The organism is Streptomyces sp. NBC_00234 (assembly GCF_036195325.1).
Taxonomy (GTDB): Bacteria; Actinomycetota; Actinomycetes; order Streptomycetales; family Streptomycetaceae; genus Streptomyces.
Map to the genome: position 1 here is coordinate 1,676,767 of NZ_CP108101.1, position 18,879 is coordinate 1,695,645.

Below are 18,879 nucleotides of genomic sequence, written 5' to 3' on the forward strand. Positions count from 1 at the left end.
GTGTGGGCAGCTGCAAGGCGGAGGAGGGAGTCGACGCGGAGCGTCGGCGACCGACGACAACGCCGCAGGTGCGCGCGCCAGGGCACGCGAGCCCGGCATGATCCGAACGAGAGGCCCTAGGCGCCCGTCAGCCGAGGGCGCGGGCCAGATACGACCTGAGCAGGTGACGCGTCTCCTCCACGATGGCCGGATCCCCGGACGGATCGGCCCGGAAGGCCAGTTGGAACAGTGCGTCGGCGGCCTCGACGCAGACGAGGATCATGCGGAGCAGGTCCTCGTCCGGGATGCGGCCGAGATGGGCGGCGAGCAGTTCCGCCAGACGTCCCGCGACCCGGACGTTGGCGTCGCCGCCCGAGTCCTGGGCGGGCGAGGGGGCCCCGAAGTCGACCAGGGCGAAGCCGGGGGCCGAGCGCTTCATGGCCAGGTACTCGTCGAGCACGGCATCGATGGCGGCGCGCCAGTCGCCGGCCGGGATCGAGCCGAGGCGGGCCGTGATGCGCTCGGCGTAGCTGTCGAGATTGCGGTGGGCGAGGGCGTCGACCAGGGCCCGCTTGTTGGAGAAGAACCGGTAGACGGAGCCGATGGGCACTTCGGCGCGCACGGCGACGGCCCGGGTGGACAGCTGCTCGTAGCCCACCTCGTCGAGAAGCTGGGCGCAGGCGTCGAGTATCCGGGCGAGGCGTTCGGCACTGCGCTGCTGCACGGGGGCGCGGCGGAGGCTGGTATTCGCATGGGGCACGGGCTCCATGATGCCGTGGGCCCTCCTCTCCCGGGTGGGCGGTGACCGCCCACCCGTCAGGCGATGAGCAGGGTCAGCCCTCCGATGGTGTACGCGATCATCAGGATGAGCAACGGCAGTTGCCCCGCGACGGCGCGTCCCGCCGGGAACAGCCGGACGGACCGGTCGTGAGCGGCGACGACACCGAGGACGTGGCCGAGGACGACGGCGGCGACCTGGAGGACGGCGAGCCCGCCCGGCCCCAGGGGCGGTTCGGGCGTGGCCGGACGGTCGGTGCCGGATGCCATCAGGACCGTACGCGGCCCTTCGGTGACGAAGAGTGTGAAGTAGTGGGCGACGAGATAGCCCAGCGCGATGGGGACGAGCGAGTGGGCGAAGGCGGTGAGGGGGTGCGGCAGGGGGCCGCAGATCAGCCGGGTGGCTCCGGCGCAGAGGGCGTAGAGAGCGGCGACGAGGGCGACGGCGCCGAGGAGTCCGAGGGTGGCGGCGGCGGTGCGGCCGAGGGGCGAGGTCTGTACGGCGGAGATCCAGGACGGGGCGTCGGAGAAGCCGTCGTAGGCGGTGGAGCCGAGCAGGACACAGACGGCGGCGACGAGACCGGGGACCTGGGGGGTGCCGTCGAGACCGTTGAAGGGGGAACGCAGGACGAGGCGCCGGTCGGCCGGCCTGCGGCCGAGCGGGGAGAGCCGGGCGAGCAGCCCGGAGTAGACCTCGAAGGCATCGGCGTGGTCGAACCAGCGCGAGCCGTGGCGGGCGGCGCCCACCCCCTGGCACACGGCGTAGAGGGTGAGGAAGAGGAGGAGGGCGCCGCTCGACGCGGGTTCGGGGGCCACGAGTTCCAGCCAGGTGAAGGCGAGGAGCCCTGCGGCGGCCGGCCACAGACCCAGGCGTACGGGGACCGGGCGGCCCGCACCGGGATCGCGGCCGAGGACCCGGCACACGAGGAGGTGCAGGGTGCGCAGGGGGTTGAGCAGGCGCCAGACGGGGCCGAGGAGGAGCGAGGCGGGGACGAGCCCGACCCATAGGAGTACGTAGACCGAGCCCGCCGCCGGGTTGCGCTCCGGGTCGTCCGGTCCGAGCAGGAGGCTGCCCAGCACGAACAGGGCGGCGGCCAGGCCGAGTCCGCGCGCCGCGGCCCGGGTCGGCCCGGCGTCGGCGAGGCGCTGGAGGGCGAGGGGAAGGGCGCGGCCCGCCTCGTCGCCGCGGAAGCGGGAGGCGGACCAGAGCAGGCCGAGGGCGAGGAAGGAGACGAAGAGCGCCGCGAAGGCACCGGCGAAGGCGTAGAAGGGGGACAGCGGCAGATCGTGCCGGGAGCCGACGCCATGGGCGAGGACGCCCGTCACCGGACGACGAGCTGGGTCAGCAGCAGCCCGGACTCGTGCGTCTCGACCTCGAAGAGTCCGGTGCGGTCGGCGGTGAGGGTGAGGGTGGCGGTTCGTCCCGCGGGCAGCCGGAGCTCCTTGTCGTAGCCGTGGACGTGGAGGGTGTCGGCACGGTCACTGCGGACCCGGAGCACGATCCGGTCGCCCTTCTTCACCTCGGTGCGGCCGGGCGCGGGACGGACGGCGCCTTCGGTGACCTCGATGTCCACGCTCCGGTCGGCCGTCCCCGGAGAGCCGGTGGCGCCGGTCGTGCCGGTAGTGCCGGTCGTGAGCGGGATGGTGGCCCGGATCGGCTTTCCGTCGACGGCCCATGCCGTGTGGTCGTCCGCGTACAGTCCGGCGGTGAGGGATCCCTTGCCGTCCGCCCCACGGACCAGGGCGGCGGGAAGGTGGTACCAGGGGCCGTAGAGCCGGGCCACGGGGCGGCCGTCGACGAACAGGCGGGCGTGGCCGCGCCCGGGGAGGGCGGCCCCGCCGACGCTGTCCGGGGTGAAGCGGAAGTCGCTCACGGACAGATGGACGTTCCAGCCGTCCTCGGAGTCGGGCCGGGCGGAGAGCGTGAGCCCGGGGGCGTCGGCCGCGTCCACCTGCCGCAGCCGGTGCCCGGTTCCGTCCTCGGCGGCGAGGAGGCGGCCCACCGCGCCCTCGGCCTGCTCGTGGCCGGTGCCGGGCTTGTGGTGCGTGGTGGCCCGCCCGCCGCAGCCACCGGCGCCCAGCACGAGTCCGGCCGCGAGGAGGAGGGCGGCGCCCCGCCCGAACCCCGACCGCCCGAACCCGGACCGCCCGGGCCCCCGCCGCACCTGCCGCGCCGCGCCCGGCGAAGGAACGCGCCTCACGACGGCTCCCCCTCGGCGGCGCCCACGCCCACGCCTTCCGTGCGGTCGGCACGCTCCGTACCGTCCGGACCGCCGCCGTCGTCCCCGGCCTCCGGCTTCGCACCGCCGCGGGCCGCGGCGGCCACGGCCCAGATCACCCAGACCACACCGAGCAGCGTGCGGAGCCATGCGGGGCTCAGCGGGATCCACGGAATCATCAGGACCGCCTTGTCGAAGGCGTCGAGGAGCGTGAGTGCGCCCAGCACCACGGTGGTCCAGCCGAAAGCGGGCCGCTCGCGCCGCAGGGCGAGGCCGGTGCCGCTCCACCACACGCCGATCAGCAGCAGCGCCGCCGCCGGCAGATACGAGGAGGTGAGCCCCGTGGTCGAACCGGCCACGTCCAGCACGAGGCCGATCGCACCCAGCACGGTCACCACCGTCGCCGTGCGGTCGTGGCGCAGCCGGCGCCACCACAGCACCCCCCCGACCAGGGCGAGCACCACCGCGGTGCCCAGGGCCGCCTGCACCTCGATGCGCTCGATGCCCCGCGCCCCGTACCAGTCGCAGCCGGAGGGCAGTCGCCGGGCCTGCACGCTGTAATCGGCGCAGACCAGCAGCTGGGCGAGCTTCACCGGTTCGCCGGCCAGCCGGTCCGCGCCGCCCGACACCGCGCCGCGTTCCTTCCCGCACTCGGGCAGGGTGCGCGGGGTCGAGGCCCCGGTCCCGGGCTGCCAGCAGTTGCCCTCGCCCTGGCCGTCCCACCACACGTCGGTGCCGTTGGGCCGGGCCTTGCCGTCGCGGTCCGTGCCGAGGTGGTTCCCGGCGTACCGGTTGTGGTGCGAGGTGTCGGTCTGCTTGGACAGTGCCTCCTCGCCCCGGATGAAGGCGGGGACGGCGCTCAGGAAGAAGGCGGCGCGCTCGTGGCCGTAGATCCAGTTGTTCTCGTAGAGGTTCCAGTTGCCGCCCGCGGTGATGATGCCGGTGCCCGGCGGCATGGAGATCTGCGGGCAGACCACCCCTTGCTCGTAACCGCGCTCGACGGGCGGCTTGGCACAGGTGCCGTCCGCGACGTACGGGTAGTAGTCGGCGTTGTTGTCGTGGATCAGATTGCGCTCGAAACGGGCGTGGTTCTGCGGCAGGCCGGGGTGCCCGGGGAAGGCGCTGTCCATCGAGGCGCCCCCCATGTTGTGGTCGAACTCGTTGTCGTGGACGTAGACGGAGTCGCCCGCCGTGCCCGAGTACCCGACCATGTTGTGGTGGCTGCGGCAGCCCGTGATCTCGATGGCGTAGCGCGGTACGTCGTAGCCGCGGGCGGTGTTGATGTCCGAGGCGCTGCCGGGATAGATGCCGGAGTCGCCGTTCCCGTACGACTCGCAGTTCTTGTACAGCCCGTGGTCGCTCGCGAAGGTCAGGAATCCGTACTCGTCGTTCCAGCGAGTGAGTACGTCGTCGATGACGAAGCCGTCCTGGGCCAGCACGTACAGGGAGTTGAAGGTGGTCCGCTGGGCGGTGAAGTTCTTGAAGTAGATCCCGTCGGACTTGTCGGCGCGGACCGCGTTGAGCTTCTGGTACTTGGCGTCGATGACCACGTCCGTGCGCTCGGCGCCCGTGCCCTCGATCTGGAGGTCCTTCTTGCCGAGGATCGCGACCAGGTTCTGGTTGTGCGGGCACTGCTTCTGCTGGGCGTAGCTGAGGATCTGGTAGCCGAGCTGCGACTGGGGGGCCTTCAGCCGGGCGCAGTCCCCGGCCGGTGCGGCCAGTGAGGGCTCCTCCTCGTACAGGCCGGGGAGGATCGCGATGGTCATGCCCGGCCTGCCGACCGCGTCGACGGCCTGCTGGAGATGCCGGTAGCCGGACTTCCGGCAGCGCTCGAACAGGTCGAGGTTGCGGGCCTTCAGCGGCGCGGGGAAGGCGGATATCCGCCGGGTGAAGTCCGCCCGGTCGGTCTTGCAGACCAGCAGATCGGGTGCGCCGGTGCGGAGGACGGGGACACTGCCCGTTCCGTCGGGCAGGGCGACAGGACGTTCCTCGTGCGCCTGGGCGGCAGGGGCCGTCAGAAGCGCGGCGGCGAGGGCCGCCAGAACCACCAGAAGTCTTCGTGTCCACGACATGTGCCGGAGAGTAGAGCATTGTTCAGCTTTTTGAACCCCCCTGTGCGCGACGAATGCCGTTGACGCGCTCTGTTCTGATTCCTACGGTTGACCATAGGATTCCTCGTTCAAGGGGTCCGCGGGATTCCGATCGCACCGGGAGCGCATCATGAGCGGCATCGAGCAGGCGAGGAAGACGGCGGAGGGACTTGCGTACTCCACCGGTTTCGGCAACGAGCACAGCTCGGAGGCGATTCCGGGCGCCCTGCCGCTCGGCCGCAACTCACCGCAGCGCGCCCCGCTGGGGCTCTACGCGGAGCAGCTGAGCGGCTCCGCCTTCACCGAACCGAGAGCCCACAACCGCCGCTCCTGGCTCTACCGCATCCGGCCCTCGGCCGCCCATCCGCCGTTCGTCCGCATCGACAACGGAACCGTGCGCACCGCGCCCTTCACCGAGACGGTCCCCGACCCCAACCGGCTGCGCTGGGACCCGCTCCCCGACCCCGCGCCCGGCACCGACTTCCTGGCCGGCCTGTGGACCCTCGGCGGCAACGGTGACGCCACCCAGCGGACCGGCATGGCCGTGCACCTCTACCACGCCGACTCCTCCATGACCGACCGGGTGTTCAGCGACTCCGACGGCGAACTGCTGATCGTCCCGGAGCTCGGCGCCCTGCTGATCCGTACCGAACTGGGCCTGCTGCGCGCCGAACCCGGCGAGGTCGCCCTGATCCCCCGTGGCATCCGCTTCCGCGTCGAACTGCTCGACGCCACCGCCCGGGGCTACGTCTGCGAGAACTACGGCCAGCCGTTCGTCCTGCCCGACCTCGGCCCGATCGGCGCCAATGGCCTCGCCAACGCACGGGACTTCCGGGCCCCGGTCGCGGCGTACGAGGACGACGGGGACGCGGGACGCCCCGTCGAGGTGATCAACAAGTTCTGCGGCAACCTCTGGGCCGCGACGTACGACCACTCGCCGCTCGACGTCGTCGCCTGGCACGGCAACCACGTCCCGTACGTCTACGACCTGCGCCGTTTCAATGTGATCGGCTCCATCAGCTACGACCACCCGGACCCGTCGATCTTCACCGTGCTGACCTCGCCGTCCGACACCCCCGGTCTCGCGGGCGTGGACTTCGTCGTCTTCGCGCCGCGCTGGCTGGTCGGCGAGGACACCTTCCGTCCGCCGTACTTCCACCGCAACGTGATGAGCGAGTACATGGGCCTGATCGAGGGCGCGTACGACGCGAAGACGGCCGGAAAGGGCGGATTCGTCGCGGGCGGGGGGTCGCTGCACAACATGATGTCGGCGCACGGTCCCGACCGGGAGACCTTCGACCGGGCGAGCGCGGCGGAGCTGAAGCCGCAGAAGATCGACGACGGCCTCGCCTTCATGTTCGAGACGCGGTGGCCGGTCACGGCGACCGGCCAGGCGGCGGGCGCCGACCATCTCCAGCGCGCATACGACGAGGTGTGGCAGGGTCTGAGCCGCAACTTCCGGCCGTAGGAGAGCTCTCCCGGACCGGCCACACCGCAGCACAGAGACTCCAGGTGAACCGGATGAATCAGGTGAACGAGGTGAATCACACGCCCGCCTTTGCCCCCGACTCACTGGTCCTGAACCGGAAACTCCCCCTGTGGTACCAGGTCTCGCAGTCCCTGCGGGCGTCGATACTGGGCCGGCCGCAGGACGCCTCCCTGCGGCTGCCCACCGAGGAACAGCTCGCCGGGCACTACGGCGTCAGCGTCCTCACGATGCGCCAGGCCCTGAAGGAACTGGAGACGGAGGGCCTGATCAGCAGGCACCGGCGGCGCGGCACGTTCATCGAGCCGCGGGCCCGGCGCGTGTCACCGGTCCGGCTGCTGGGTTCGATCGACGCGATCGTCGCCCAGCAGTCGGGCGAGCGGACGACCGTCCTCGGCCACGGCCCGGCCGCCGTGCCGGGGGACCTCGCCGAGTTCTTCCCCGGTTGTACCGAGGTCGTCAGCTACCGGCGGCTGCGCTGCGACGAGGAGACCGGCGAACCCACGAACTGGGCCGAGAACGCCCTGCGTCCCGAGATCGCCGAAGAGCTCGATGTGGCCGATCTCGAACGGTGGCCGATGACCAAGGTGCTCCGCGACACCCTGGGCGTACGCATCGCCCGGATCACCGACACCGTCGAGGCGCGCCTGGCCGACCCGCTCACCGCCGAACTGCTCCAGGTGCCCCTGCTCAGCCCGATCCTCCACTACACGGGCGTGACGTACGACGACAGCGGCCGGGTCGTCGACGTGGCCCGCATCCGCTACCGGGGGGACCGCTTCTCCTTCTCGGTCACGGTCGAAGCGCACTGACTCCCCGCCGGGTACGCCGTTACGATGCCGGGGGCGGCGGACCTGGTGACGGGGAGGACGACACGGTGGCAGCGCGGGTGGCGGCCGGAGCCGGCGGGGACGAGGACGTTCCGCTGCTCGACGAGCTCATGCCGTGGTCGGTGCGGCCCCTGCGGACGGGCCGCCCCTGGGTGACCGCCCCCGACGCGGCAACACTCAGAGCCCGTTGGGACCTGCTGGTCCGGGCCGAGGGCGCCGAGCAGGACCGGCTGTTCCGGCCCAGCCGTCTCCGTACACCGCGCACGGCGGTCGCCGCACTGCCGGGGCAGTCCACCGGTACGGGCAGGTTCGCCCGCGAGCCGGGACCCTTCCCGGAGCCGGTCCGGGTCCTGCACGGCCCGTTCGACGAGCAGTGGCTGATCCCCGACCACCGCCTGATCGACGCGGCCCGCCCCGAGCTGTGGCGGGTGGCGGACGAGCACCAGTTCTTCGCGGTCGAGCACGGATACGTACCGGGGGACACCGGGCCCGCCCTGTCCGTGACGGCGCTGCTGCCCGACGGGTACTCCCCCGCCGGCCGGCCGGGCCGGATGCGGCCGCTCTACCGGCGTCCCGGCGGGCTGGAACCCAATCTCGCGCCGGGCCTGCTCGGTCTGCTGGGCGCCCGGTACGCGGCCCCGGCCGACCCGGAGTCCGTCCTTGCCTGGACCCTCGCCGTCGCCCGCCCCTCCCCCGCCGGATGTCTCGTACCGCTGCCCGCCGACGGTGCCCTGTGGGCCGAGGGTGTGGAGCTCGGCCGGGAGCTGCTGCGCCTGCAGCTGCGCGGGGCACGCGGCGGGCAGCGCCCCCGGCTGCCGGGCGGGCGCCGGCCCTATGTGCGGGCCGCGATACCGCCCCGGCCGTCCGTGCTGCGCTACGACCCCGACGACGAGGTGCTCACGCTCGGCGAGGGCCCGGGCGAGGGGCGCGTCTCACCCGTTCCGGCCGGAGCCTGGGAGTTCCGGGTGAGCGGCGTACGGATGCTGGAGCTCTGGTTCGAGCACCGCACGGCGCAGGACGGGGCGGAAGGCCTGCAGGCGCTGCGCCCGCGCGACTGGCCGCAGGAGTGGACCTCGGAGCTGCTGGAGCTGATCACCGTTCTCGCCCTGCTCGGTGAACTGCGCTCCACGCAGTGGGCGTTGCACGACCGGCTCGCCCTGGAGCCCGGCATCACCCGCGGCACCCTGCGGGCCGCCGGTGTGGTGCCGACACCGGTGACGGCCCGTCGGCCCGCCTCCGTGCTGGACCACCACGAGGAGGGCCCGGAGGGGCAGTTCACACTCCTGTGACCGCCCGGTCCGCTAGGGCCTGTCGTCAAACTTCCGTCTGCGGCAGACGGCAGTTTGACGAGAGGCCCTAGGGCTCGAACGAGTCCAGTACGCGGCCCAGCGCCCGGTCGAAGACGCCCTCCAGATCGATCGGCCCGGAGTCCTCGGCGAACCCGGCCGCCAGGCGCGGGTACTTGCCGGTCATGATCTGGCTGATCAGATAGTTGGTGCGGGCCGCGTGCTCCTGCTCCTCGGTCCAGGGCAGCGAGCGGCTGCGTTCGGCCGTGGCGATCTCGTTGGCCGTGTAGGTGGTGACCACGCCGTTGACCATGGCGATGAGTTCCATCTTCTCGCCGAACCGGACATCGAGCCCGTCCAGGATGCTCAGCGTGTACTCCATGTAGGCCAGCACGTTCGGGCTGAATCCGTAGACCGGTGACATCAGACGGGGCACCCAGGTGTGGCGGTGCATCATCGCGCGGGCCTGGTGCGCGAGCGCCGTCATGTCTGCGCGCCAGTCGCCGGACGGCTTCTCGGGCAGGTCGTACCCGCCGCTGACCGCGTCGAGCATCAGCTCGTACAGGTCCTCCTTGCGCGGCACGTAGTTGTAGAGCGACATCGTGCCGCAGCCCAGTTCTGCGGCCACCTTGCGCATCGACACCGCGTCCAGGCCCTCGGCGTCGGCGATACGCACGGCGGCAGCCGCGATGTCCGCACGGCTGAACGCGGGCTTGGGCCCGCGGCCCGCACGCTCGGGGCGCGCCCAGATCACTTCGGGTAGAGGGGGTCGCCCCGCCATCGGTCATCACCTCACTCACCATCGTAGTTACGTACACCGTACGTAGTGCGCTACGGTAGGCCCATGACAACTACGTACGCTGTACTTAGTGAGGGTCTGGAGAAGCACTACGGAGACGTCCACGCCCTGCGCGGGCTCGACCTCGCCGTCGCCGAGGGCGCCGTCTGCGGCGTGCTGGGGCCGAACGGGGCGGGAAAGAGCACCGCCGTCCGGCTGCTCACCACGCTGACGAGCCCGGACGCCGGCAGCGCGCGGGTCGCCGGCCACGACGTGGTCCGCGAGGCCGCCGCGGTGCGCGCGGCGATCGGAGTCACCGGGCAGAACACCTCGATCGACGGCGAGCTCTCCGGCCGCCAGAATCTCCGGCTCTTCGCACGGCTGCTCCGCTTCCGGGGCCCGGCGGGCCGCACCCGCGCCGACGAGCTCCTCGAACGCTTCGGGCTGACCGAGGCGGCCGACCGCCCCGCCCGCACCTACTCGGGCGGCATGCGCCGCCGCCTCGACCTCGCCGCCGGCCTCCTCACCCGCCCGCAGGTGCTCTTCCTCGACGAGCCGACGACCGGACTCGACCCGCACAGCCGCAACCAGATCTGGGAGGCGGTACGCGAACTGGCGGGCCGCGGCACCACGGTCCTCCTGACCACGCAGTACCTGGAGGAGGCCGACCAGCTCGCCGACGACATCGTGCTGATTGACCGGGGCCGGGCCGCCCACCGGGGCACCCCGGCCGAACTCAAGTCCCTCATCGGCGGTTACGCGGAGGTGGTCGTCGCACACGAGTCGGCGCTGGGGGCCGCGGCGGCCGTGCTCGACCAGCTGACAGGCGCGGAACCGACGCTCGACCACGAGCACCGCACCATCGGCGTCGTCGCGTCGGATCCCACCCTCACGCTGCCGCGCATCGTCCGCGAACTGGACGCCGCGGGAGTCCCGGTGATCGACGCGAGCCTGCGCCCGCCCACCCTCGACGAGGCATTCCTCCGTCTGACCGACAACGGCGACGTCCGCGCACCGAAGGAGCCGGCAGCATGAGTGCCACGACCCTGGTCCACGAGCAGAACCCGGCGCCCGTCACGGGCTCCCTGACCGCCGACGGCCTGGCCATGGTGGTCCGCCATCTGCAGAAGATCAAAGCCGCGCCCGGCGTACTGATCCTGACCCAGACCATGCCGATCACGATGCTGCTGTTCTTCGGCTATGTGTTCGGCAGCGCACTGGCTGTCCCGGGGCAGGAGTACCGCTCCTTCCTGGTGCCCGGCCTCCTGGCCGCCACAGCGGCCAACGGCCTCATGACCGGAATGTTCCAGGCGGCGCAGGACTGCGACCGCGGGGTGATGGACCGCTTCCGTACGCTGCCGATGAGCCGGGCCGCCGTACCGCTCGGCTCCACCGTCGCCGAGGTGCTGACCACGGCCGTCGGCATGATCCCGCTCATGCTCGTCGGGCTCGCGGCGGGCTGGCGGATCGAGGGTGGCCCGGGCGCCGCACTCGGGGCGTACGGGCTGCTGCTGCTCTTCCGCTTCGCCACGTCCTGGGCCGGCTACTGGCTGGGCCTGCTGATCCGCAACGAGGAGGCCGCGGGACAGCTGGGCAGTGCGACCTTCATCCTGCCGCTGCTCTCCAGCGCGTACATCCCGACGGACAACATGCCGGGCTGGCTGCGCACCGTCGCCGAGTGGAATCCGATCAGCGCCCTGGCCTCGGCCACCCGCGACCTCTTCGGCAACGCGACCCCCGCCGAGGGCGCCGCCTGGCCGGTCGCGCACCCGGTGGCGGGAACGCTGGCCTGGTCGGCCGTCCTGCTCGCCGTGTTCGTCCCGCTGACCGTGCGCCGGTACGCACGCGGCACGGACTGAACCACGAACGCCCGCGGGCGGGGGCGGACGGGATGACAGAAGTGCCGCGTACAGGATAGGTACGGTACTCATGAGCACTCAGCCCCTCCCCCTCGAAGGTGTGACCGTCGTCGCCGTCGAGCAGGCCGTAGCGGCCCCCTTCGCCACGCGGCAACTGGCCGACCTCGGCGCCAGGGTCGTCAAGATCGAGCGCCCGGACGGCGGCGACTTCGCCCGCGGCTACGACACCGCGGCCCGGGGCCTCGCCTCCCACTTCGTCTGGTGCAACCGCGGCAAGGAGTCCGTGGCGGTCGATCTCAAGGACCCCCGCGGTCTCGCCGTCGTGCGCCAACTGGTCGAGGGCGCCGACGTGTTCGTACAGAACCTGGCCCAGGGAGCCGCCGCCAGGCTGGGCCTGGACGCCGCCACGCTCTGCGCCGCGCACCCCCGCCTGGTGGCCGTCGACATCTCCGGGTACGGGGCCGAGGGACCGTACGCCCACAAGCGGGCCTACGACATGCTCGTCCAGTGCGAGGCGGGCCTCGTGTCGGTCACCGGCACCCCCGGGCAGCCGGTGAAGGCCGGTGTACCCGCCGCCGACATCGCGGCGGCGATGTACGCCTTCTCGGGCGTGCTCGCCGCCCTGCTGCGGCGCGCCACCACGGGACGCGGCGGCCCGGTGGAGGTGTCCATGCTCGACGCGCTGGCGGAGTGGATGGGCCATCCCCTGCACCACGGGATGCACGGAGGCGAACCCCCGGCACGCACCGGGCTCGCTCACTCCGTCATCGCGCCGTACGACGCCTACGCCACGGCGGACGGTGAACGGGTACTGCTCTCCGTGCAGAACGACAGGGAGTGGCGACGGCTGGCAGAACAGGTACTGGAGCAGCCGGAGTTGGCGGACGATCCGGGCTTCGCCACGAACACGGCCCGGACCGCGAACCGGGAGCGGACGGACGCGGTGGTCGGGCGGGCGCTGGGCGCACTGACCGGAGAGGAAGCCCTCGCACGGCTGGACGGGGCGGGAATCGCCTGCGCGCGGCTGAACACCGTGGCCGATGTCGCGGCACATCCCCAGCTGGCCGCCCGGGACCGGTGGCGGGAAGTGGAGTCACCGGTCGGGGCGTTGCGCGCGCTGCTGCCGCCCATCACGCTGCCGGGCGGGGCGGAGCCGCGGATGGGCGCCGTACCGGCGCTGGGAGAACATACCGACGCAACCCTGCGGGCCCTGGGGATGACGGACGAGCAGACTGCAGCGCTGCGCCGGGACGGTGTGATCGCCTGAACCGCCCCGAGCGGCGGGGCCGGATCAGTGGTGACATGCCGTCGGGTCAGCGGCGGCTGCCGAAGAGCGAGCGTCGCAGTCGCCGCAGCGGCGCGAAGAGCGAGACACGCGCGCTCCTGCTCCGGCGGGTGTGCGCGGCGTCGCGCGAGGTCAGTTCGCGCATCAGCAGCGTCGCTTCCGCCGACTCGCGCTGCGGGACGGCGGGACCGCCGAGCACCGCGAGATGGCGGTCGAGGCGCGTGCTGGTCGCACTGCTCCCACACGTGATGGCAGGCACACGCGGCCTGCTGCGCACCGTTATCTGTTCCATGTCACTCCCCACCCGTACGAGGGCACCCGGCCCGGGCAGGTTAACCCTATCGCCCCCTGGCGGCACGCGTGTATCCCGGCCCAATGATTGCGCACACGTATACGGAGGTTGACGACCAGTTACCGAATCCCGCCGATTCCAGGGCGAGTTGGACATGCGGGCGCTCGGACTCGAACAGGACCACTCATGCACAAGGGGGCATCGCGGAGGCCGGGTTGAGCTAACTTGGAAGGGTTTCGCCGTGCTGCCGCCGCCGCTGCTGATGGGGGATCACCGTGAGCGAAGTGCCGGGCAACGAACGAGTGATCGCGGGGCGTTACCGCCTGCTGGGCCCCCTGGGCCAGGGCGGGATGGGCGTCGTCTGGCGGGCGCGCGACGAGGTACTGGGGCGCGAGGTCGCCGTGAAGGAGGTACGGCCGCCCGCCGGGCTCCCGGGCCCGGACGTGCAGCGGCTCTGCACCCGCCTCGAACGGGAGGCGTGGGCGGCGGCCCGGATCTCGCACCGCAACGTCGTGACCGTGTACGACGTGGCCACCGAGGACGCGCGGCCGTGGATCGTCATGGAGCTCGTCCGGGGGCTCTCGCTCTCCGAGGTGCTGGACGCCGACGGCCCCCTGCCGCCGCAGCGGGCGGCGCACATCGGCGCGGAGGTCCTGGCGGCCCTGCGCGGCGCCCATGACTCCGGGGTGCTGCACCGTGACGTGAAACCCGGCAACGTCCTGCTCTGCAACGACGGCCGGGTGGTACTGACCGACTTCGGCATCGCCGTGGTGGAGGGGTCGTCGGCCCTCACCATGACGGGCGAGCTGATCGGCTCACCGGAATTCCTTGCGCCGGAGCGCGCGCTGGGGCGCACGCCGGGGCCCGAATCCGACCTCTGGTCGCTCGGAGTGCTTCTGTACGCCGCGACCGAAGGCAACTCCCCGTTCCGGCAGAACACCCCTCTGAGCACCCTGCGTGCCGTGGTCGACGAGGAACTGCCGCCGCCACGCAGGGCGGGTGCGCTCGCACCGGTCATCGAGGCCCTCCTGCGCAAGGATCCGGCCGAACGGCTGGAGGCAGGAGAGGCCGAGCGTCTGCTGCGGGCCGTGGCCGGCGGGAGCACCCGGACGACGGTCGTCCCGCAGGCGTCCGGCCCGTCGGGCCCGACCGTGACGGCGATGACACCCCTGCCGGGCTCCGGACCGCGCACGGCGCCCACCCCCGTACCCCACCCTTCCGGCCCTCCGCCTCCCGGCGGCCCGCGCCGGGCCGGTGCGGCTGCGGCCCTGGGCATGGCGGTACTGCTCGCGGTGGGCGCGATCGTATGGGCACTCACGAACGACAAAGGGAAGGACCCGGGAACCACGGGCGCGGGCGCGACGACCAGTGCTCCGGCCGCGGTCACGAGCACCCCGGACGAGCCTGCCGCGAGCACTCCGGGGACGTCGCCCGCGAGCACCCGCCGGGGCGGCGGCGGGGGAACGGACGAGGGCGGCGGCCACGGCGGAACCACGGAGCGACCTCAGTCGGTGACGGTGTACGCGACGGCGGTGCGCGGCCGTTACGAGGGCGCGTGCCCGCCACCGCGGGAGCTGGCACCGGCGGTCAGCGCGGCGGTCACGGTGGGACGTACGCCGGTGACGGTCGAGTACCGCTGGACCCTCAAGGAGGGGACGGGCTCCGACCCGGGCTGGAAGTCCCTGTACTTCGCCGCGGGCGACAGGAGGACGAAGCAGGTGTCCCACACGGAGCTGACGTACCTGCAGGACGAACCGCCCGGGACCACCTACCGGGGGACGGTCGTCCTGGAGGTCCGCGCTCCCGTCGCCGTCACGTCGAACGGCGTGGAGTACACGGTGACCTGCGAGGGGGAGACCCCGACGGACGGAGCCTCCCACCCGACGGCCGAGGAGTCGGCCGGGCAGTGACCGAGCGGTGCGCGTGCGGGTGCGGGTGCGGCTAGTCCGCCGCGTTCATGGCCGGCAGGTAGCCGCCGGACTGTCCGGCCGCGGTGGGGTGGTAGGACTCGCCGATGTTCAGCCAGTTCACACTGTGCAGCCAGGCGCTGCCGGAGCAGATCTCGTGACCGGTGAAGGGCGGCCTGACGTCGGCGAAGGTGAAGCCGTGGTTGGCGGCGCGCTTGGCGGTGGCGGCGTTGAGGTAGTCGGAGGCGCCGTTGATGGCGGCGCGCTCGTTCTCGCTGAGGCCGGCGATGCAACTGCCGCCGAGCTGGTAGAAGCGGGGGTAGCCGAGGACGACGACGTGGGCCGCGGGGGCTTTGGCGCTGATCGCCGAATACACCGTGTCGAGCCTGCCGGGCAGGGTCGAGTCGACGTAGGCGCGGGCCGTGGCGACCCGGCTGAGACAGGTGGCCTCCGACTGGAGGACGCAGGTGGTCATGACGTCGGCGAAGCCCGCGTCGTTGCCGCCGATGGAGATCGAGACCAGGTCGGTCGAGGAGTTCAGCGGGCCGAGCTGGCCGGCCGTCACATCGTTCGTGCGAGCGCCCGAGCACGCGGTGAAGGCGAACGAGGAGGGCGAGTTGGCGGCGGCCCACAGCGACGGGTAGGCGCGGGTGCTGCGCTTGCAGTCGCCGCTGGAGCTGATGTAGCTGCCGGCGCCGACTCCGGACGAGTAGGAGTCGCCGAGCGCGACGTAGTCGCCGGCCGCCGATGCGGCGGCCTGAGCGGCGCCCGCCCCGGTGAGGGCGAGGACTGCGCCGAACAGGAGAGAGGACGAGAACGCCACGAGTCTGGACATTTTCATGGGACCTCCGTGAGCAGGGTTTCTGCGTTACTCCGTGGTAGCAGTACCCCCGGCATCTTTGGAAGTGTTCATGCCAAGAACATTGGACGAGTGCTTCATGACGCCCCCTTGATTCCGCGTCACGTCGGAGCAGTGCGCACGGCACGGGCTGACGAAACACGGGTGCACCGGATGGCCCCGTGCCGGATCATGGTCGCCATGTCTGCCAACCCCGAGTCCGCTCTGCCGATCCGGCTCAATGTCGACGACAGCGATTCACCGGCCGACGTCGTCGACGCGCTGTTCCTCGGCCGTTTCGCGACGGGCGAGCAGCCGTACTCGCACAGTTCCTCCCTCGACCGCGTCAAGAAGGCGGCGACCCTGCTGCCCCCGGCCGCCTCGGTACTGCGGGCCGCGCGCGACGACGACCGCAGCGCCACGCTCGCCGAGGGCGAGGGATGGACGCTCCTGATCTCCCGGTGGAACCGCGGCGCCGATGTCACGGTCACCGCGACCAGTCCCGAACTGGCCGAAAAAGTCCTGTCACAGGCGACGGAAGGTGCCCAGGACGAACCCGAACCGCAGCCCGAGAACGTGACCATGGGCTTCTGGTACGTCTCTCCCCGCCGCGGCCCGCACCGCACCACCCGGCAGATCGCCGCCGGGACGTGGGAGGACGTCCGCCGCAACTACACGGCTCCGGTGGCCGATGCGATGGACAGCCTGATGAAGGTCACCCCCGACGACATCGCGGGCCGGCTCCTCCTGCTGCACGGCCCTCCCGGCACGGGCAAGACCTCCGCGCTGCGTACGCTCGCCCGGTCCTGGCGGGACTGGTGCCAGGTCGACTGTGTACTCGATCCGGAGCGGCTCTTCAACGACGTCGGCTATCTGATGGACATCGCGATCGGCGAGGACGACGGAACCTCGAAGGAGCGGTGGCGGCTGCTGCTCCTGGAGGACTGCGACGAGCTGATCCGCGGCGAGGCCAAGCACACGGCGGGCCAGGCGCTCTCCCGGCTCCTGAACCTGACGGACGGTCTGCTGGGCCAGGGGCGCAACGTGCTGGTCGGGGTGACCACCAACGAGGACCTGGAGCGGCTCCACCCGGCGGTCGTCAGGCCCGGCCGCTGCCTGGCCCGGATCGAGGTGGGTCCGCTGACCCGCGAGGAGTCGGTCTCGTGGCTGGGCGGCGACGAGGGGCTCGGCCGGGAGGGCACGACGCTCGCCGAGCTGTACGCCCTGCGGCGCGGCACCGGTCCCGCGTCGGTACCGAAGCAGGACGCGGGCGCGGACTCGGGGCTGTACCTCTGACTCCCCCGGTGGGCGGGGAATCGTGCCCGCCCGGCGGTCGAGGGCACGCGCGGCCCCCGCCACGCCGGTCAGTCCACGTAGACCGCCCGCACCGCGTCCTCGGCGAGGGACAGGGCCTCGGCCCGCGACAGCCCGAGCCGCCTCGCCTGTTCCGCGTACTCCTGCGCGGCAGCCGCCGCCTTGCGGTCCGCCGCGTCCCCCGCCGCGGCGACGAAGGTGCCGTTGCGGCCACGGGTCTCGATCACCCCGTCGGCCTCCAGCGCCCGGTACGCCTTGGCGACGGTGTTGGCGGCCAGGCCCAGTTCCTCGGCGAAGCCGCGTACGGTCGGCAGCTTGTAGCCGACGGGCAGGGCGCCGGAGCGGGCCTGTTCGGAGATCTGCGTGCGCACCTGCTCGTACGGTGCGGTGGCGGCGTCCGGGTCAAGAGCGATCTTCAGGGTCACCGCACGATTGTCCCCCACCGCCGGAAATTCGGAGGCGTCCTGCGGCGCGCTCCGCGTAGCCTCCGGCGCATGACTGTGATCGTTCGCGATTTCCGGCCCGCCGACGCGGAAGCGTGGGTGGAGGTGCGGCGTGCCGCACTGCCGTACATGGTGACCACCGCCGAGCAGGTCGCCTTCGACCTGGCGAGCGCGCACCCCGACAAGCGGTACCGCCTGCTCGTCGCCGAGGAGGACGGGGAGATCATCGGCACGGCGCAGGTCGGCATCTCCTACGACACTCCGGAGCCCGGTCAGGGCTTCTGCAATCCGTACACCCGCCCGGACCGTCTCGGGCGCGGGGCGGGCTCCCTGCTGCTGAGCACCGCCGAGGGATATCTGGCCGAGACCGGCGCGGTCGCGGTCTACACATGGGTGCTCGACGAGCCGGCCAACCGTGAGTTCGCGCGCAGGCGCGGCTATGTGGCGAGCCGGCCGGCGCACTTCCTCCACCTCGATCTGGCGAACGGCACCCTGCCGGCACGCCAGGAGGTTCCCGCCGGGGTCGAGTTGCGTACGGCCGCCGACTTCGCCGACGACCCGCGACAGCTGTTCGAGGCCGACGCGGAGGTCACGGCGGACGAGCCGAGCGACACCCCCATGGAGCTCACGGACTACGAGGACTGGCTGAACCACACCTGGCGCCATCCCGGCCTGGACCGTGAACTCACCTCGGTCGCGGTGGTGGACGGGACGGTGGCGGCCTTCAGCGCGGCCACCACCGACGGACTGACCCGCTACTCCTCGGGCATGACCGGCACCCGGCGGGCCTACCGCGGCCGGGGCCTCGCGAAGCTCGTCAAGAACGATTCCCTGCACCGGGCCAGGGCCGCGGGATACACGGACGCCTACACCGGCAACGACGCGGACAACGCCCCGATGCTGGCGGTCAACACCTGGTTCGGCTACGAGATCTGTGCCACGGAGGTACGTCATGTCCGTACGTTCGTCTGAGCCGGCCGGCCTGGTCGTCGCCCTCACGAAGGCGGGCCGGACCAAGATCCGTTACCCGGCGGACCTGGTCCGCGACGACGGCAACCGCGTGACGGTACGGGCGCCCTGGGCGGCGCCCGGAGTCCGGGACTTCGGCTTCGTACGGTTCGAGCCGGGCGATGTCTTCACCGAGCACTATTGGCGCGACCGCTGGTTCGCGGTGAAGGAGGTCCGCACCGGAGACGGAGGGCTGAAGGGCTGGTACTGCGACGTGACCCGCCCGGCCGTGCTGCGCGACGGCGAACTGCTGGTCGAGGACCTGGATCTCGACCTGTGGGTGTCGGCGGACGGCTCGTCCGTCCTCCGCCTGGACGAGGACGAGTTCGAGGAGAGCGGCCTGGCCGACCGGGACCCGGAGGCGGCACGGGCGGCGAGCCTGGCCCTCGACGAGCTGGAACACCTCGCCCGCACGGAGGGCCTGACCGGGCTGCTGGCCCCGTAGGCGAACACCGGGCCGTCCGGTGGCCGAGGCCGACTGGGCCACC

At 72.1% G+C, this 18,879-nt stretch carries 18 protein-coding genes; 10 read left to right on the top strand and 8 right to left on the bottom strand.

The genetic code is table 11. The annotated features are described in order from the left end of the window. Positions 1-127: 127 nt before the first annotated feature. The 4 genes from OG230_RS07225 to OG230_RS07240 form a co-directional block, all read right to left on the bottom strand. On the bottom strand, positions 128-748 hold the full coding sequence (locus tag OG230_RS07225) for a TetR/AcrR family transcriptional regulator (RefSeq protein ID WP_328909293.1): 621 nt from the start codon (positions 746-748) through the stop codon (positions 128-130). A gap of 47 nt (positions 749-795) precedes the next feature. Beyond that, positions 796-2,082, bottom strand: coding sequence for a hypothetical protein (locus OG230_RS07230; RefSeq protein ID WP_328909294.1), 1,287 nt, complete (start codon positions 2,080-2,082; stop codon positions 796-798). Continuing rightward, the gene (locus tag OG230_RS07235) at positions 2,079-2,840 is read right to left on the bottom strand and encodes a hypothetical protein (RefSeq protein WP_328911331.1); all 762 of its coding nucleotides are present in this window, start codon (positions 2,838-2,840) and stop codon (positions 2,079-2,081) included. Before OG230_RS07235 ends, OG230_RS07230 begins: the two co-directional genes overlap by 4 nt. 113 nt (positions 2,841-2,953) lie before the next feature. Further along, the gene (locus OG230_RS07240) at positions 2,954-5,047 is read right to left on the bottom strand and encodes a right-handed parallel beta-helix repeat-containing protein (protein WP_328909295.1); all 2,094 of its coding nucleotides are present in this window, start codon (positions 5,045-5,047) and stop codon (positions 2,954-2,956) included. A gap of 148 nt (positions 5,048-5,195) precedes the next feature. Here OG230_RS07240 and hmgA point away from each other — a divergent pair, with 148 nt between their 5' ends. From hmgA to OG230_RS07255, 3 genes are all read left to right on the top strand, one after another. Next, positions 5,196-6,533 (top strand): homogentisate 1,2-dioxygenase, encoded by a 1,338-nt coding sequence (gene hmgA, locus OG230_RS07245; protein WP_328909296.1) that lies wholly within the window; start codon positions 5,196-5,198, stop codon positions 6,531-6,533. 53 nt (positions 6,534-6,586) lie between these two features. Further along, a complete protein-coding gene (locus OG230_RS07250; protein ID WP_328909297.1) occupies positions 6,587-7,363 on the top strand; it encodes a GntR family transcriptional regulator in 777 nt (258 codons plus the stop codon). 65 nt (positions 7,364-7,428) lie between these two features. Beyond that, on the top strand, positions 7,429-8,670 hold the full coding sequence (locus OG230_RS07255) for a type ISP restriction/modification enzyme (protein WP_328909298.1): 1,242 nt from the start codon (positions 7,429-7,431) through the stop codon (positions 8,668-8,670). Positions 8,671-8,737: 67 nt separating this feature from the next. Here OG230_RS07255 and OG230_RS07260 read toward each other — a convergent pair whose 3' ends face one another. Further along, positions 8,738-9,448: a TetR/AcrR family transcriptional regulator gene (locus tag OG230_RS07260; RefSeq protein ID WP_328909299.1), complete on the bottom strand. Its 711-nt coding sequence runs from the start codon at positions 9,446-9,448 to the stop codon at positions 8,738-8,740. Positions 9,449-9,511: 63 nt separating this feature from the next. On the opposite strand from OG230_RS07260, the gene OG230_RS07265 reads away from it, so the two are divergent. The 3 genes from OG230_RS07265 (at position 9,512) to OG230_RS07275 (ending at position 12,571) form a co-directional block, all read left to right on the top strand. Next, positions 9,512-10,480, top strand: coding sequence for an ATP-binding cassette domain-containing protein (locus tag OG230_RS07265; protein ID WP_328909300.1), 969 nt, complete (start codon positions 9,512-9,514; stop codon positions 10,478-10,480). After that, positions 10,477-11,304 (top strand): ABC transporter permease, encoded by an 828-nt coding sequence (locus OG230_RS07270; RefSeq protein WP_443051508.1) that lies wholly within the window; start codon positions 10,477-10,479, stop codon positions 11,302-11,304. Before OG230_RS07265 ends, OG230_RS07270 begins: the two co-directional genes overlap by 4 nt. A gap of 70 nt (positions 11,305-11,374) precedes the next feature. Then, entirely contained in the window at positions 11,375-12,571 is a 1,197-nt protein-coding gene (locus OG230_RS07275) for a CaiB/BaiF CoA transferase family protein (RefSeq protein ID WP_328909301.1), read from the top strand. Between the two features lie 46 nt (positions 12,572-12,617). Here the strand turns inward: OG230_RS07275 and OG230_RS07280 are convergent, their stop codons facing one another. Further along, entirely contained in the window at positions 12,618-12,881 is a 264-nt protein-coding gene (locus OG230_RS07280; protein WP_328909302.1) for a hypothetical protein, read from the bottom strand. Between the two features lie 275 nt (positions 12,882-13,156). Between OG230_RS07280 and OG230_RS07285 the strand changes: the two genes are divergently transcribed. Continuing rightward, positions 13,157-14,791 (top strand): serine/threonine-protein kinase, encoded by a 1,635-nt coding sequence (locus OG230_RS07285; protein WP_328909303.1) that lies wholly within the window; start codon positions 13,157-13,159, stop codon positions 14,789-14,791. 31 nt (positions 14,792-14,822) lie between these two features. On the opposite strand, the gene OG230_RS07290 is transcribed toward OG230_RS07285, so the two are convergent. Next, positions 14,823-15,629: an SGNH/GDSL hydrolase family protein gene (locus OG230_RS07290; protein WP_328909304.1), complete on the bottom strand. Its 807-nt coding sequence runs from the start codon at positions 15,627-15,629 to the stop codon at positions 14,823-14,825. Positions 15,630-15,827: 198 nt separating this feature from the next. Between OG230_RS07290 and OG230_RS07295 the strand changes: the two genes are divergently transcribed. Further along, positions 15,828-16,922 carry a DUF5925 domain-containing protein gene (locus tag OG230_RS07295; RefSeq protein WP_328909305.1) on the top strand — a complete coding sequence of 365 codons (1,095 nt, stop codon included), beginning with the start codon at positions 15,828-15,830 and terminating at the stop codon, positions 16,920-16,922. Between the two features lie 68 nt (positions 16,923-16,990). On the opposite strand, the gene OG230_RS07300 is transcribed toward OG230_RS07295, so the two are convergent. Further along, positions 16,991-17,365: a GntR family transcriptional regulator gene (locus OG230_RS07300; protein WP_328909306.1), complete on the bottom strand. Its 375-nt coding sequence runs from the start codon at positions 17,363-17,365 to the stop codon at positions 16,991-16,993. A gap of 69 nt (positions 17,366-17,434) precedes the next feature. Between OG230_RS07300 and OG230_RS07305 the strand changes: the two genes are divergently transcribed. Both OG230_RS07305 and OG230_RS07310 read left to right on the top strand, forming a co-directional pair. After that, entirely contained in the window at positions 17,435-18,355 is a 921-nt protein-coding gene (locus OG230_RS07305) for a GNAT family N-acetyltransferase (protein ID WP_328909307.1), read from the top strand. Beyond that, positions 18,336-18,836, top strand: coding sequence for a DUF402 domain-containing protein (locus OG230_RS07310; RefSeq protein ID WP_328909308.1), 501 nt, complete (start codon positions 18,336-18,338; stop codon positions 18,834-18,836). The genes OG230_RS07305 and OG230_RS07310 overlap by 20 nt, the downstream gene beginning before the upstream one ends. Positions 18,837-18,879 lie beyond the last annotated feature (43 nt).

What these genes read in the sequence shown, in the direction of transcription:
- OG230_RS07225 (WP_328909293.1), bottom strand. Translation starts at nt 748, where the DNA reads ATGGAGCCCGTGCCCCATGCGAATACCAGCCTCCGCCGCGCCCCCGTG.
- OG230_RS07240 (WP_328909295.1), bottom strand. Translation starts at nt 5,047, where the DNA reads ATGTCGTGGACACGAAGACTTCTGGTGGTTCTGGCGGCCCTCGCCGCC.
- hmgA (WP_328909296.1), top strand. Translation starts at nt 5,196, where the DNA reads ATGAGCGGCATCGAGCAGGCGAGGAAGACGGCGGAGGGACTTGCGTAC.
- OG230_RS07250 (WP_328909297.1), top strand. Translation starts at nt 6,587, where the DNA reads ATGAATCAGGTGAACGAGGTGAATCACACGCCCGCCTTTGCCCCCGAC.
- OG230_RS07260 (WP_328909299.1), bottom strand. Translation starts at nt 9,448, where the DNA reads ATGGCGGGGCGACCCCCTCTACCCGAAGTGATCTGGGCGCGCCCCGAG.
- OG230_RS07265 (WP_328909300.1), top strand. Translation starts at nt 9,512, where the DNA reads ATGACAACTACGTACGCTGTACTTAGTGAGGGTCTGGAGAAGCACTAC.
- OG230_RS07270 (WP_443051508.1), top strand. Translation starts at nt 10,477, where the DNA reads ATGAGTGCCACGACCCTGGTCCACGAGCAGAACCCGGCGCCCGTCACG.
- OG230_RS07275 (WP_328909301.1), top strand. Translation starts at nt 11,375, where the DNA reads ATGAGCACTCAGCCCCTCCCCCTCGAAGGTGTGACCGTCGTCGCCGTC.
- OG230_RS07280 (WP_328909302.1), bottom strand. Translation starts at nt 12,881, where the DNA reads ATGGAACAGATAACGGTGCGCAGCAGGCCGCGTGTGCCTGCCATCACG.
- OG230_RS07290 (WP_328909304.1), bottom strand. Translation starts at nt 15,629, where the DNA reads ATGAAAATGTCCAGACTCGTGGCGTTCTCGTCCTCTCTCCTGTTCGGC.
- OG230_RS07295 (WP_328909305.1), top strand. Translation starts at nt 15,828, where the DNA reads ATGTCTGCCAACCCCGAGTCCGCTCTGCCGATCCGGCTCAATGTCGAC.
- OG230_RS07305 (WP_328909307.1), top strand. Translation starts at nt 17,435, where the DNA reads ATGACTGTGATCGTTCGCGATTTCCGGCCCGCCGACGCGGAAGCGTGG.
- OG230_RS07310 (WP_328909308.1), top strand. Translation starts at nt 18,336, where the DNA reads ATGTCCGTACGTTCGTCTGAGCCGGCCGGCCTGGTCGTCGCCCTCACG.